Raw genomic sequence first — 12,815 nt, 5'->3', positions numbered from 1 at the left:
CATCATATGGGAATGGACCTGCCCGTCATGCCTCCAATCGCGCCAATGCTTGCCAAACCTGTCGCAAAAATCCCTGACGGCGCCTCCTACGAACCCAAGTGGGATGGATTCAGGTCGATCGTCTTTCGCGACGGCGACGAGGTGGAGCTGGGTAGCCGCAATGAGAAGCCACTGACCCGGTACTTCCCCGAGTTGGTAGCGGCGGTGCTCGCCGAACTACCGCCACGGTGTGTCGTCGACGGTGAGATCGTGATCGCCACCGAGGCGGGTCTGGATTTCGAGGCGCTGCAACAACGGATCCACCCGGCGGATTCGCGGGTACGGCTGTTGGCCGAGCAGACACCCTCCTCCTTCATCGCATTCGACCTGCTCGCCTTGGGCGACGAGGACTACACCGGGCGGCCCTTCAGCGAGCGCCGTGCCGCGCTGACGGAAGCGCTCTCGAGTGCCGGGACCTCGATACATCTGACCCCCGCCACCACAGATCAGGCACTGGCGCAGCGCTGGTTCGAGGAATTCGAGGGCGCCGGTACCGACGGTCTCATCGCCAAACCGTTGGCCATCGCCTACCAACCCGACAAACGAGTGATGTTCAAGATCAAGCCGGAGCGAACCGCCGATTGCGTGGTCGCGGGCTACCGAGTGCACAAATCGGGTGACGATGCCATCGGCTCGCTGCTGCTGGGCCTGTACCAGGAGGACGGCATATTGGCGTCGGTCGGTGTGATCGGCGCGTTCCCCATGGCCGAACGCAAGCGCCTATTCCAAGAACTGCAACCGTTGATCATCCCGCTCGAAAATCACCCGTGGAACTGGGCCGCACACGAAGCCGGCGAGCGCACTCCGCAGAAGAACGCCGGCTCCCGCTGGAACGCGGGCAAGGATCTTTCGTTTGTCCCGCTGCGTCCCGAGCGAGTGGTGGAGGTTCGCTACGACCACATGGAGGGTGTGCGGTTCCGTCATACCGCGCAGTTCAACCGCTGGCGCCCGGATCGCGACCCGCGATCCTGCACCTACGAGCAGCTAGAACAACCAATTACATTCAGCCTCAACGATATCGTTCCAGGTCTGGTGTGACCGGGGCAGGACGTTTCGCGCCGAGCCCGTCGGGCGATCTGCACATAGGAAATCTGCGGACGGCGCTGTTGGCGTGGCTGCTCGCGCACTCGACGGGCCGCCGATTCCTGATGCGAGTGGAGGATCTGGATACCCGCACCAGCTCTGCGGTGGCGCAGCGCCAGCTGGCCGACCTCGCCGCGATCGGAGTGCGGTGGGAGCTGCCCGTGGTGTGGCAGTCCGACCGCGCCCCCGCCTACGACGAGGTGATAGCCTCGTTGGCCTCTCGCCACCTCCTCTACGAATGCTATTGCAGCAGAAAAGATATCGCGCAGGCGCCGACTGCCCCGCATGCGCCACCCGGCGCCTATCCGGGCACGTGCCGCGACCTGTCGGAATCCGAACGTGCGCAGCGCCGTTTAGACAGGGCACAGCGCCCACCTGCGCTGCGGCTGCGCACGGAAAACAGCCCGTTCACCGTGCAAGACCTACTGCACGGTGAATACACGGGCCTGGTCGACGATTTCGTGGTACGGCGCGGCGATGGCGTCACCGCCTACAACGTCGCAGTAGTGATCGATGACCACGCGCAGGGCATCGACCAGGTGGTGCGCGGCGAAGACCTGCTGGCCTCCGCTCCGCGGCAGGCCTATCTGGCCGCGCTGCTGGGCTATCCGGCGCCTACCTATGCCCATGTGCCCTTGGTACTCAACACCGCAGGCGCACGATTGGCCAAGCGCGACGGTGCGGTGACGCTCGCCGATCTCGGTGCGCAGCGGGCATTCGCGATGATCTGCGATTCTCTCGGGTACCAGGCGGCCGACGCTACCGATCTGCTGCGCCAGTTCGATGCCGGACGTATCCCGCGCGAGCCGTGGATATACCCGGGCTGATCCGAAGCTGCCTAGATGGACCCGAAACGTGTTAGCCTCCCGCGGTGTTTCGTGCCATCGTGCTTGCGCTTCTGGCGCTTGTGGCGGTAGCCGGATGTGCGGCCCCAACACAGGAGCCGCTGCGGGTCGGCACCGAGGGCGTGTACGCGCCGTTCAGCTTCCACGACGGGCACACCGGCGAGCTGACGGGTTACGACGTGGACGTGGCCCGCGCCGTCGGCGAGAAGCTGGGTCGCCCCGTGGAATTCGTCGAGATTCCCTGGGATGCGATCTTCGCCGGATTGGACGCAGAACGGTTCGACGTCGTCGCCAACCAAGTCACGATCACCCCGGCGCGCAAGGCAAAGTACGACATTTCCACACCGTACGCAGTGGGCGAGGGTGTGATCGTGACGCGGGCCGACGACAACAGCATTCACAGCCTGTCCGATGTACGGGGCAAGGTGGCCGCCGAGAACGCGACCAGTAATTGGTCGCAGATCGCCCGCGACGCCGGCGCCCGCGTTGAGGCGGTGGAGGGCTTCACCCAATCCATCACACTGCTCAGCCAGGGTCGGGTAGACGTCGTCATCAACGACAGCATCGCCGTCTATGCCTACCTGGCCAGCACCGGTGACCCTGCGGTGAAGATCGCCGGGGCCACCGGCCAGCGCAGCGAGCAGGGGTTCGCCGCACGCAAGAACAGCGGCCTGCTGCCGGACCTGGACAAGGCGCTGGATCAGTTGGCGGCCGATGGGACGCTCACCCGCATCTCTCAGAAGTACCTCAAGACGGACGCCAGCGGGACTACCAAACCACAAGCCGGGAAGGGAGATTCCGGCAGTACGCGGTCCGACACCCAGCTGGTGCTGGACAACCTGTGGCCCATGGCCCGAGCCATGATCACCGTCACGCTGCCGCTGACCGCCATCAGCTTCGTGATCGGACTGGTGATCGCCCTCGGGGTCGCACTGGCCCGCATGTCCGGTCATCGCGTGGTGACCGGCCTCGCCCGCATCTACATCTCTGTCATCCGTGGCACGCCGCTGCTGCTGCAGCTGTTTCTCATCTTCTTCGCGCTGCCCGAATTCGGGGTCAAGATCAGTCCCTTTCCTGCCGCCGTCATCGCGTTCAGTCTCAACGTGGGCGGCTACGCCGCCGAAATCATTCGTTCGTCCATCCTGAGCATCCCCCGCGGGCAGTGGGAGGCGGCCTCCAGCCTGGGGATGAGCTACAGCACCACGTTGTGGCGGATCGTCATTCCGCAGGCCAGCCGGGTGGCGGTGCCCCCGCTGTCGAACACCTTGATCTCCCTGGTGAAGGACACCTCGCTGGCCTCGGCGATCCTGGTGACGGACGTGATGCGTACGGCACAGGTCGCCGCCGCGCCGACCTTTCAGTTCTTCACGCTCTACGTCACCGCCGGCGTCTACTACTGGATTGTCTGCATGGCGATGTCGGCGGTGCAGGACCGGCTGGAGCAGCGTCTGGAGAAATCCGTCGCGCGCTAACCCTTCAGCGCCGACACGCCGTGTTTCGATCTAAACGCCGAGAGCCGCGCGCAGAACACGGCGTGTCGGCGGCATCTAGGCGATGCTCACCGGAAGCTCGGCAAGCCCGCGCAGTGTGACATTCGGCTTGTAGGTGGGTTCGTCCATCAACCGCGCGCCGGGGAACCGGGCGGTAATCGAACTCAACGCCAACCGGGCCTCCAGGCGGGCCAGCGGAGCTCCCAGGCAAAAGTGCGGCCCGTGCCCGAAGGCCAGGTGTTTGATCTCGGAACGATCCGGATTGAAGACGTCCAGATCGGGTCCGACGTCCGGATCACGTTGCGCGGCAGCAAGCATCAACAACACCCACTCCCCGTCCGGCAGTATGAAGTCACGAATGGCCATCTCTCCGTCCGCGACACGGGCGACCATGTGCACCGGCGGATCGTAACGCAGCGTCTCTTCGACAACCAGCGGCGCTCGATCAGCATTCTGTCCCAACAGTTTCCACTGTTCCGGATGCCGCAACATGGCCAGCGAGGCATTCGCGATCAGATTGACCGTGGTCTCGTGTCCGGCGATGAGCAGCAGGGTGCAGGTGGAGATGATCTCTTCCTCGGTCAGCTGATCACCCGCCTCTTCCACCTGGATCAGCGCGGACAGCAGATCGTCCCCGAGGTTGCGCCGGCGGGACGCGATGAGGTCGATAAAGTAGTCCCACATCCAGCGGGCGGCCTGGAACCGTTCGTCCATGTTGGCCGGCGACTGGCCGGTCAACGCGTACACCGGGTCCAACCCCTGCCCCAGAAGCGCTGAGGCCCTGCCAAATTCCGGCTCATCTTCGATCGGAACCCCCAGCATGCGACAGATCACCGCGACGGGTAGCGGGTAGGCAAATTCGGTGACCAGATTGAAGGTGCCTCGCAGGGCGATATCGTCCAACATCTTGTCCACAAACGTCTGGATATCTTCGGCCATCGCATTGATAACCCTGGGGGCGAACGCCTTTGATGCCAACTTGCGCAACCGGGTGTGGTCGGGCGCGTCCAGCCCCAGGAAAGAGGGTCTGGCGATCAGATTGGGATTCTGCGCAAGCTGCCGCTGGACGATGTTCGACTTACGGCGGTCCGACGACGCCTGCGGGTGGCGCAGCACGGCATTGCAGTCCGCGAAGGTGGCAAGCACACTCACGTCCATGCCGGGTGGGTGCACCGGACCGGCCTGCGTCTGCTCGACCAGCTGGCCGTACACGGGGTATGGATTCGCGCGGTTGGCCGGGTCGAGCACCTGAAGCAACAGCGTGCCCGGGTCGGTCGTAATAGGCATGTGTCCAGTGTGCGCCGAAATACTGAGATGCACCTGAGCTTCGTGGCTCAGCGGTAATAGCGGCCCAGGGTGTCTTCGCGCAGCTCCTGGAAGCAGCCTTCCACGATGCTGGCGCGAATGCGGTCTACCAAGCCGATGGTGAACCGCTCGTTGTGGATGGTGGCCAGAGTCGAGGCAAGGATCTCCTTGGCCTTGAACAGGTGATGCATGTAGGCCCGGGTGTAATGCGCGCAGGTGTAGCAGTCACATTCGGCGTCGATGGGGGTGAAATCCCGGCGGTACCTGGCCCCGGTGATGTTCACCCGCCCGTCGCGGGTGTAGACGGCGGCGTTGCGCGCGACTCGGGACGGGGACACGCAGTCGAAGGTGTCCGCGCCCGCCGCGACCGCCGCGAACAGGTCGTCAGGCTCACTGATCCCCAACAGGTGACGCGGCTTGTGCTCGGGCAGTTCGGATGTCACCCAGCCGACGATCGTGCCGAGATTCTGCTTCTCCAGCGCACCACCGATTCCGTAGCCATCGAATCCCCGTCCGGACGGTCCGGCAAGAGATTCCAGCCCACGCGCGGCCTGCCGCCGCAGGTCCTCGTACTGCGCACCCTGCACCACCCCGAACAACGCCTGATACGGCTTGTCGGCGCGCTCCCGGGTCAGCTTCTCGTGCTCGTCCAGGCAACGCTGCGCCCACTCGTGGGTGCGTTGCACCGAATCCTCTTGATACTCACGGGTGTTGATCAGCGTGGTGAGCTCGTCGAAGGCGAACATGATGTCGGCACCGAGCTGGTGCTGAATCTGCATGGACACCTCCGGGGTGAACCGGTGCGCAGAGCCGTCCAGATGTGAGGTGAAGGTGACGCCGTCATCGTCGACATGAGCCAACTTGTCCTTACCGGCGACCGTGACATCGTCGGCCCTGGCTCTGTTGACGTCCATCGCCATCACCTTGCGCACCCCGGAGCCCAGCGAGAGCACCTGGAAGCCGCCACTGTCGGTGAACGTCGGCCCGGGCCAGTTCATGAAGGCACCCAGTCCGCCGGCCTCGTCGACGATGTCGGGGCCCGGTTGCAGATACAGGTGGTAGGCGTTGGCGAGCACCGCCTGGGCGCCGAGTGCGGCCATGGTTTCCGGCAGCACCGCCTTGACGGTGGCCTTGGTGCCGACCGCGATGAACGCCGGGGTCTGGATGTCGCCGTGCGGGGTGTGGATGACTCCGGCCCGGCCCGCGGTTCCGGACAAGGTGGCGTCAATGGAGAAATACGGGTCAGTCATTTGGGAGTTATTTTGCCTGGGCGCGTCGGGGCCGTGGGTCGTAGGCTCAGGTCATGACATCGACGTCTGATCTTTTCGCGCTGGAGCATGGGACCACCACGCAGGAAGCGCTGACCTTCTTCGACAATCTGGAGCCCATCCGAGCCGAGGAATTGATCGGTCAACGATGGCACGGCGGCGAGGTGCCCACCGGGCATTCGATGGACGGCATCCTGACGGTGTCGGGCTGGTACGGCAAGCAGTTCGACGATGTGGACCACGTGCATCCGTTGCTCTTCAGCGATGGCGGGGGCGATATTTTCGCGGTCGATCCGATGCTGGCGCCGATGGGACTGGCGGGCCGGATCAGCGGACTGACCGAGTCCCCGATGGTCAAGCGGACGTCGCCGACTGCACTATCCGCACTCAAGCCACTGATCAGAACCACCAAACACCGCGCCCGGCTGCGCAATATCGAATTCCGCGGAGCCGTCAGCGCGGCCATGGTCTACGACCACAAGGCGATCATCGACCACTTCCGCAAGGTCGATGACGCGACATTGCTGGGCATCATGGACCTGCGTGATATGGACCAGCCGTACTTCTTCACGTTGCGCCGGGACTGAGGCGTGTTGACGACCATCTAGGCGGCCCGGGTGAGGGCGCCGAAATGATCTTGCTCGAGCGATCTTTCACACATTCCCCGCGGCAGATGTGGCATGCAATGGTCGATCCCGATCTGTGATCACTACAGACCAATGGGTTCCGACCGGTGGTTGGTTGCCAGTACCGCATCACGCACCCGGCCATCATGGGCACCCGACTATTGGGCACCGGTAAGTGCACCGTTGTCGCCGCCGATCCGGGTGCCCTGCTGGCGGTCGAGTTCGTGGGTGCGGTACGCGAGGGTGACCCCGCTCGCTGGACCATCAGCCATGGACTCAGCGCTACGGATTGCGGCACCGACCTCACCACGTGTCTCGACGGGGTTGATATCAACGTCACTCCGAGAAGGTGCTGATGCGTGTGGTGGTCGACAGCACGGCGCGGTCGCTGCACGTATTGGCGGACCGACTGGGGGACCGCCGCCGAGCCTGACCCCGTTCAACATATCGGTACCAGTGCGAGATTTGCCCCGACTGCCGAGCTGCGGATATCAATCGAACGGGATCGGTTCGTCGTGCTGAGCGATCGAGATGTACTGATTCTCAACCTTAGGTCGGCTGCCGGCCTTCGCTGCGCTAGTGGTTCGCCTCACCCGGATGCGGTAGATCCTGTCCCATTGAAGTGACTTAGCAATCTCTGCCGGTACATCGACAATTTCTAGGATCTGCCTGCCGCTCACTAATTCGATGTGGCCCGTAGTGGACGCTGTCCTGAGATAACCCGACACTACAGTGTCCTCGATCGTAGGTGTCCGCTCGAAAAACCTCCGAGCATTAGCCCGACCAACATCGGTAAGGCTAGACTTTCGACGCGTTCCATCTGAACGCGACAAATCCACTTCAAGTCTCGCGTCCGCAACGTCAAGTGACTCAACCAATTGCCTAGCGCGCGTTGCGAGTTCGCTCGTAGCACGTGTTATCGCCAATGCGTCATCGCCAGATTCGAACGCATCATGAAGGTCAAGGACCCGAACCAGTGCAGACTCCAACTGCGGAGGCGTGCTCATCGGAAGCTGGTCATCGGAGGCCATCTCAGGCGGGACGGGGTCCAAGTGCATGACAACGCTGCCCTTGCCAATTCGCCGGAATCCGATCTGGACACCTGCACGGTCCGACTCATCAGTTATGGAATCAATCTCGTTCTGCAGCCGTACAAATATGTCAGCGGCATTTCGCTCAAATATTCCATTATCGAAAGACGGCCCACTGAGATGGATGTTCGCAAAGGCATCCAGACGGGCGTCGGGAGAGAACCTCCGCACACCCTCAAGAAAGGACGCACGTAGGTAACTCGACGCGGGCTCGCCGTCGACTCCATCGAGTTCGGGATCGCGGCTGTACCGCGCAGCGATCTCCGGAAACCGATCGCGCAAACTCATGCGATCACCTCCAGATAACCTCTTCGCGTTTCACAGCTCGCCGCAGTTGGGGCATCTTCACCGTTGACACGACACCGCTGCCACCAGTCGTCCATCTTCCCGCGATCAGATAAGTATGCAGCCTCGTCGCCAGTCAGGTCCACCTTTGGATCGAACGGATGTTCGATAGGATGCCATCTCACGGGGAATATCTCAACCCCATACCGCGCCTTGATGGAGTCGCGGTGCTGTATCAGCCGCTTGATGCCTTTAGACCCTGGACGGCCCACCACGGAATCAGCAACCACACCGTTCACTATCGGCGTCGCGTCGACGTCACGTGGATCAACGACACTTGATGTGAAGCTCCCAGCGAGCCACAGCGACTTAAGAATCCGACCGTTAGCGGATGTCATCGCTTGAACGTCCTCCCAAGCGATGAGGTACTCGACGAGTCCGCCAAACAGCCTCGCTCGACTGCTGCTTCCCGCAAAGTCTTCATGAGCGACAAAGCGGTCTCGAATAGCTTCCAGGGTGACGCGATACCGTCCCGGCGGTAGGTGCCCATCAGCCGTTAGCTCAGGAATCATCCGCGCCAACGCCAGGTCTTTGCCAACAGAACCCCCTAGCCCCTTCAAAGAGCCACATGACCTGAGTCTATTTGGAACCAAGCGCCATCGACCCTCGGATGCTCAAAAGTAACCGCACCGAGATAGGAGCGCACCTATCCCGCCCCTAAACTCACGAAAGCAGAGGTCCGTAAGCAAACCGCCATAACCCCACCCAATTTCGCAGCGCTCGCACAACAGCTTGGCGCAGATTACCCAGACAACACCTGCAAGCGCAGAAAAATACCCCCTGAGCTGTACTGACAGTCAGAGGGTAATGGCGGTGGCGGAGGGATTTGAACCCTCGGACGGGGGTTACCCGTCACACGCTTTCGAGGCGTGCTCCTTAGGCCGCTCGGACACGCCACCGCCGAGAAGACTACAGGCAGCACGGCCCTATCCCCCAATCGGTTGATCCGGCGACCCGCGGCAACGCACGCCTTTCACATGCATGCATACGCATAGCTGACAGAAAACTCCCAGCTCGCTCTACGAATTCAGCGGCGTGGCTCCAAGGAAGATGGCTTTTCATCTTCCTTGTGCAGGTTCTCGTGGGCCTCGCAGCATCCGCCTCGTCGGGGCGGGCGGAGGCTGCCGGCCATCAACATCCAGCGGGAATCGGCACCACCGAGATCGACACCATCACATTTGGAGGCCCTGACCGATGAAAATTCTCGTGGGAATCGCAGCATCCGCGGCCATTGCGGCCGGCGGACTCAGCCTGGCCGCCAGCGCCAACGCGGCGCCGGCGCTCCCCGCCCCCACCTACCACTGGTGCCCCGGCGAGTTCTGGAATCCGATCTGGGGATTCAACTGGGAATTCGGCGAGTGCCACGACGACTGGCATCGCGACCGTGACGGCGACTGGCACGACCGCGACTGGCACGGCGATCGCGGCGACTGGCATGACCATGATCGCGGCGGCGACTGGCGCGGCCATGACCGCGACTGGCGGCCCTAGCCCTCTCACCGAGAACCACTCCACCCGCCGGACGCGTATCGGCGGGTGGAGTGGTTTGCCATGTGCCAACAAAGTTCGATGCCCGCCAATTGCCACATCAACGAAATTGATTAACTGACAGCATATTTACAGCGCCCTATACGCGAGGAAGCGGTTCTTTGACAGCATCGAGTGTTTTGCTTACCGTGTGAAAATCCTCTACGGAATTGCCGCATCCGCTGCCATCGCCGCGAGTGGGCTCGGGTTGGCCGCGACGGCCAACGCGGCTCCCGCTCCGGCACTACCCTCCGCACCCACCTACCACTGGTGCCCCGGTGAATTCTGGAATCCGATCTGGGGATTCAACATGAACTGGGGTGAATGCCACGCGGACGGCATTCTGGACCGCGACCGTCCTGACGACTGGCGCGGCGATGACGGCCGCTGGCGCAACAACGGCCCCGGCCCGGGTGACAACCGCGGCCCCGACCGTGGACCTGATCGTGGGCCGGACCGCGGGCCCGGTAACGACTGGCACCGCTAAACCCCCCGAATCGGCCCGTCCGGCGCGAGACTCCGACCCCTGATCGCCGCCGGGCGGGCCACTTATCTTTTTGCGGCGAAGAACCGCTCCAATAGCGCGGCACACTCGTGCTCCAACACGCCGCCACGCACTTCCGGGCGGTGCGCCTGACGACGATCCCGCACCACGTCCCACAGCGAGCCCACTGCCCCGGTTTTGGGTTCCCAGGCCCCGAACACCACTCTGCCCACTCGCGCAAGAACCAGAGCGCCGGCGCACATGGTGCAGGGCTCGACGGTCACCGCCAGGGTGGCCCCCTCCAGCCTCCAGCCGTCGCCGTGCTTGGCAGCGGCAGCGCGCAGCGCGAGAACCTCCGCGTGTGCGGTCGGATCGCCAAGGCGCTCACGCGCATTGGCGGCACGGGCCAATTCGGTTCCGTCGGCGGCGTAGATCACCGCGCCAATCGGCACGTCTTGAGAACCGGCCTCCCGGGCAGCTACCAGCGCGGCCCGAATCAGCGCCTCATCGTCGGGAAATGTCACCGATCCAGCTTGTCGAGCACCGCACCGAACTCGTCGGCGAAACCCATACGGGCCGCGATCATGCCGAGCTGCTCATCGGGGTAGAGATCGGTTTCGCTGAGGATCACGCTGAGGACCGGCTCGGGCAGACCGATATCGGAAAGCAGGCCCAAGTCCCCTTCCTCCCACGGGTCGACCTCGTCGAGCTCGTCGAGCTCGAGCTCCGGGACAGGGATATTCAGCCGCTCCAACACCTCCACGGCGATGTCATAGTCAATGGCCGCCGTGGCGTCGGAAATCAACAGGTGCGTACCGGAAGGCGCCGGCCTGATGATGATGAAAAATTCCTCGTCAACATCCAGCAGCCCGAAGACCGCACCGGCGCTGCGCAATTCGCGCAGCTCGGTTTCGGCCGCCGCCAAATCGGTGAGCGCCCTGGCCTTCAGCGAGGTGACCCGCCAGCGACCTTCCTCGCGCACGACGGCGACACCGAAGCCCTCCAGGCTCTCGGCACTGGGCCCCGCGGCCTTTGCGCGCTGTGCGTCCATGGGCAATACGGTAATGCCACACCCCGTGTTGTGACCACATCCCGTTTGGTCACGTATGCCAACCTGGTGGGGTGAACGCCGCCGAACACGACCACCAACGCCCCCCGATCTGCGTACTTGGCCTCGGACTCATCGGCGGCTCGCTCATGCGCGCGGCCACCGCCGCCGGGCGGAACGTCTGGGGATACAACCGTTCGGCCGAGGGCGTCGACGCCGCGCGTACAGCCGGCTACGACGCCACCGCCGATCTGGATCTGGCGTTGCGGCGGGCCCGTAACGCCCAGGCCCTGATCGTGCTCGCGGTGCCGGTGCCGGCCCTGTCCCCGCTACTGAACCGCATCGCGGAGCTCGCTCCGGAATGTCCTCTTACCGACGTCACCAGTGTGAAATCCGCTGTCCTGCAAACGGTGTCCGAACACGGTCTGGCGCAACGATTCGTCGGCGGCCACCCCATGGCCGGTACCACGGAATCCGGCTGGAGCGCCGGGGATGCAGAACTTTTCCGCGACGCCACCTGGGTGGTCAGTGTGGACGACGACGTGGATCCGCACGTCTTCGCTCAGGTGACCCAGCTGGCCCTGGATTGCGGGTCCGTGGTGGTTCCGGCGCGCTCGGACGAGCACGATGCGGCGGCAGCAGCCATCTCGCACCTGCCACACCTGCTCGCCGAGGCCCTGGCCGTGACCGCCGACGGGGTGCCATTGGCCTACTCGCTGGCCGCCGGTTCATTCCGGGACGGCACCCGTGTGGCCGCCACCGACCCGTCGCTGGTGCGCGCCATGTGCGAGTCCAATCCGCACGGCGTCCTGCCTGCCCTGGAGGAGGCGATGGCGCTGCTCGCGGCGACCTGGAACACCCTGAACGCCGAGAACTCGGTGGAGCTACTGGTCGAGGCCGGCCATGCCGCTCGACAGCGCTACGAGGCGCACGAGCGGTTCGATATCAGCGGCATCAGCCGACATGACACCGACTGGCGCGAGCAGCTGGCCGACGCCGGCCGGGCCGGCGGAGTGCTGCGGCGGGTGCCCTAGATCCGGACGGCCAGTCCGGGGTATTCCAGCAGAAAACCCTCGTCATCGACGGTCACGGTGGTGTCGGCGACCGGCGAGACCACCTTGATGCCCGTGCCGTCGTTGCGATAGCTGATAGTGGCGGGGCTGACCGCCAGATCCGGCAGGGTCACGTAGACCACGGGCAGCACCGCGCTACCTTCCTGTTGGTAGAGGCCGGTCCTCCGAATCGGAAGCGCGTTGAAGAACGGGCTGAACACCACGTCGACATCCAGTGCACCGTCGAACGCGGAACGCGTGGCGCCCTCGTGGTTCTGCACGGTCCACATGCCCTCTTCATCCCGGGCGATCGACAGCTGCCGTTCCCGCTCGGCGACTGTGGTGGACAGGGACAGCCGATTGGTGGAACCCGTCTCGTCGGTTACCAGGTCATATGAGGCGCTGAACGCGGGATGGGCGTCGGACGCGCCGGCCACAAAACGGCCATGCGCACGGATACGGCGGCCCGAGAGTTGGACCCTGGTGGATTCCATGCGCGATGCGTCGTGGGCGCGCCAGGTCAGCACGGCAGGCCCAGTCGCCTCGGGGGTATTCACCCGTCTACCGTAGGCGACCGCGCAAATTGGGGTGTCCTTGAGCCCCTACCGGCCG

15 protein-coding genes and 1 tRNA gene are annotated in these 12,815 nt (G+C 63.9%); 8 read left to right on the top strand and 8 right to left on the bottom strand.

Going from position 1 to position 12,815, the window contains the following annotated elements; all coding sequences use genetic code 11:
* Positions 1-12 precede the first annotated feature (12 nt).
* From MAB_RS01550 to MAB_RS01540, 3 genes are read left to right on the top strand one after another with little or no spacing between them, the layout of a single operon-like run.
* On the top strand, positions 13-1,077 hold the full coding sequence (locus MAB_RS01550) for an ATP-dependent DNA ligase (protein WP_005121850.1): 1,065 nt from the start codon (positions 13-15) through the stop codon (positions 1,075-1,077).
* Positions 1,074-1,949 (top strand): tRNA glutamyl-Q(34) synthetase GluQRS, encoded by an 876-nt coding sequence (gene gluQRS / locus MAB_RS01545; RefSeq protein ID WP_005112955.1) that lies wholly within the window; start codon positions 1,074-1,076, stop codon positions 1,947-1,949. Before MAB_RS01550 ends, gluQRS begins: the two co-directional genes overlap by 4 nt.
* Positions 1,950-1,993: 44 nt before the next feature.
* On the top strand, positions 1,994-3,439 hold the full coding sequence (locus MAB_RS01540) for an ABC transporter substrate-binding protein/permease (RefSeq protein ID WP_005129586.1): 1,446 nt from the start codon (positions 1,994-1,996) through the stop codon (positions 3,437-3,439).
* 75 nt (positions 3,440-3,514) lie between these two features.
* On the opposite strand, the gene MAB_RS01535 is transcribed toward MAB_RS01540, so the two are convergent.
* Both MAB_RS01535 and tgt read right to left on the bottom strand, forming a co-directional pair.
* Positions 3,515-4,744: a cytochrome P450 gene (locus MAB_RS01535; protein ID WP_005083740.1), complete on the bottom strand. Its 1,230-nt coding sequence runs from the start codon at positions 4,742-4,744 to the stop codon at positions 3,515-3,517.
* A gap of 47 nt (positions 4,745-4,791) precedes the next feature.
* Positions 4,792-6,012 (bottom strand): tRNA guanosine(34) transglycosylase Tgt, encoded by a 1,221-nt coding sequence (tgt, locus tag MAB_RS01530; RefSeq protein WP_005112950.1) that lies wholly within the window; start codon positions 6,010-6,012, stop codon positions 4,792-4,794.
* Positions 6,013-6,065: 53 nt separating this feature from the next.
* Between tgt and MAB_RS01525 the strand changes: the two genes are divergently transcribed.
* Positions 6,066-6,617 (top strand): DUF4334 domain-containing protein, encoded by a 552-nt coding sequence (locus MAB_RS01525; RefSeq protein ID WP_005090605.1) that lies wholly within the window; start codon positions 6,066-6,068, stop codon positions 6,615-6,617.
* A 146-nt stretch (positions 6,618-6,763) separates the two neighbouring features.
* Positions 6,764-7,012, top strand: a complete 249-nt coding sequence (locus MAB_RS01520; protein WP_005112949.1) for a hypothetical protein — start codon at positions 6,764-6,766, stop codon at positions 7,010-7,012.
* 135 nt (positions 7,013-7,147) lie between these two features.
* On the opposite strand, the gene MAB_RS01515 is transcribed toward MAB_RS01520, so the two are convergent.
* From MAB_RS01515 to MAB_RS01505, 3 genes are all read right to left on the bottom strand, one after another.
* Positions 7,148-8,035, bottom strand: coding sequence for a hypothetical protein (locus MAB_RS01515; protein WP_005112948.1), 888 nt, complete (start codon positions 8,033-8,035; stop codon positions 7,148-7,150).
* Positions 8,032-8,604, bottom strand: a complete 573-nt coding sequence (locus MAB_RS01510; RefSeq protein WP_005112947.1) for a DUF6932 family protein — start codon at positions 8,602-8,604, stop codon at positions 8,032-8,034. Before MAB_RS01510 ends, MAB_RS01515 begins: the two co-directional genes overlap by 4 nt.
* Positions 8,605-8,900: 296 nt before the next feature.
* Positions 8,901-8,991 (bottom strand) — tRNA-Ser (locus tag MAB_RS01505).
* 295 nt (positions 8,992-9,286) lie between these two features.
* Here MAB_RS01505 and MAB_RS01500 point away from each other — a divergent pair.
* Both MAB_RS01500 and MAB_RS01495 read left to right on the top strand, forming a co-directional pair.
* Positions 9,287-9,583 (top strand): Mtp family mycobacterial-type pilin, encoded by a 297-nt coding sequence (locus MAB_RS01500; RefSeq protein WP_005112946.1) that lies wholly within the window; start codon positions 9,287-9,289, stop codon positions 9,581-9,583.
* A 187-nt stretch (positions 9,584-9,770) separates the two neighbouring features.
* On the top strand, positions 9,771-10,106 hold the full coding sequence (locus MAB_RS01495) for an Mtp family mycobacterial-type pilin (RefSeq protein WP_005072420.1): 336 nt from the start codon (positions 9,771-9,773) through the stop codon (positions 10,104-10,106).
* A gap of 62 nt (positions 10,107-10,168) precedes the next feature.
* On the opposite strand, the gene MAB_RS01490 is transcribed toward MAB_RS01495, so the two are convergent.
* Positions 10,169-10,627 (bottom strand): nucleoside deaminase, encoded by a 459-nt coding sequence (locus tag MAB_RS01490; RefSeq protein WP_005112945.1) that lies wholly within the window; start codon positions 10,625-10,627, stop codon positions 10,169-10,171.
* Positions 10,624-11,154, bottom strand: coding sequence for a tRNA adenosine deaminase-associated protein (locus tag MAB_RS01485; RefSeq protein ID WP_005112944.1), 531 nt, complete (start codon positions 11,152-11,154; stop codon positions 10,624-10,626). The genes MAB_RS01490 and MAB_RS01485 overlap by 4 nt, the downstream gene beginning before the upstream one ends.
* 71 nt (positions 11,155-11,225) lie before the next feature.
* On the opposite strand from MAB_RS01485, the gene MAB_RS01480 reads away from it, so the two are divergent.
* Positions 11,226-12,185, top strand: coding sequence for a prephenate dehydrogenase (locus MAB_RS01480; RefSeq protein WP_012296288.1), 960 nt, complete (start codon positions 11,226-11,228; stop codon positions 12,183-12,185).
* Here the strand turns inward: MAB_RS01480 and MAB_RS01475 are convergent.
* A complete protein-coding gene (locus MAB_RS01475; protein WP_005063076.1) occupies positions 12,182-12,730 on the bottom strand; it encodes a putative glycolipid-binding domain-containing protein in 549 nt (182 codons plus the stop codon). The genes MAB_RS01480 and MAB_RS01475 overlap by 4 nt on opposite strands.
* Between the last annotated feature and the right edge of the window lie 85 nt (positions 12,731-12,815).

It is taken from the genome of Mycobacteroides abscessus ATCC 19977 (assembly GCF_000069185.1).
GTDB lineage: Bacteria > Actinomycetota > Actinomycetes > Mycobacteriales > Mycobacteriaceae > Mycobacterium > Mycobacterium abscessus.
This window is presented reverse-complemented; position numbering and strand designations above follow the sequence as displayed.

What these genes read in the sequence shown, in the direction of transcription:
- MAB_RS01550 (WP_005121850.1), top strand. Translation starts at nt 13, where the DNA reads ATGGACCTGCCCGTCATGCCTCCAATCGCGCCAATGCTTGCCAAACCT.
- MAB_RS01535 (WP_005083740.1), bottom strand. Translation starts at nt 4,744, where the DNA reads ATGCCTATTACGACCGACCCGGGCACGCTGTTGCTTCAGGTGCTCGAC.
- tgt (WP_005112950.1), bottom strand. Translation starts at nt 6,012, where the DNA reads ATGACTGACCCGTATTTCTCCATTGACGCCACCTTGTCCGGAACCGCG.
- MAB_RS01525 (WP_005090605.1), top strand. Translation starts at nt 6,066, where the DNA reads ATGACATCGACGTCTGATCTTTTCGCGCTGGAGCATGGGACCACCACG.
- MAB_RS01515 (WP_005112948.1), bottom strand. Translation starts at nt 8,035, where the DNA reads ATGAGTTTGCGCGATCGGTTTCCGGAGATCGCTGCGCGGTACAGCCGC.
- MAB_RS01510 (WP_005112947.1), bottom strand. Translation starts at nt 8,604, where the DNA reads ATGATTCCTGAGCTAACGGCTGATGGGCACCTACCGCCGGGACGGTAT.
- MAB_RS01500 (WP_005112946.1), top strand. Translation starts at nt 9,287, where the DNA reads ATGAAAATTCTCGTGGGAATCGCAGCATCCGCGGCCATTGCGGCCGGC.
- MAB_RS01485 (WP_005112944.1), bottom strand. Translation starts at nt 11,154, where the DNA reads ATGGACGCACAGCGCGCAAAGGCCGCGGGGCCCAGTGCCGAGAGCCTG.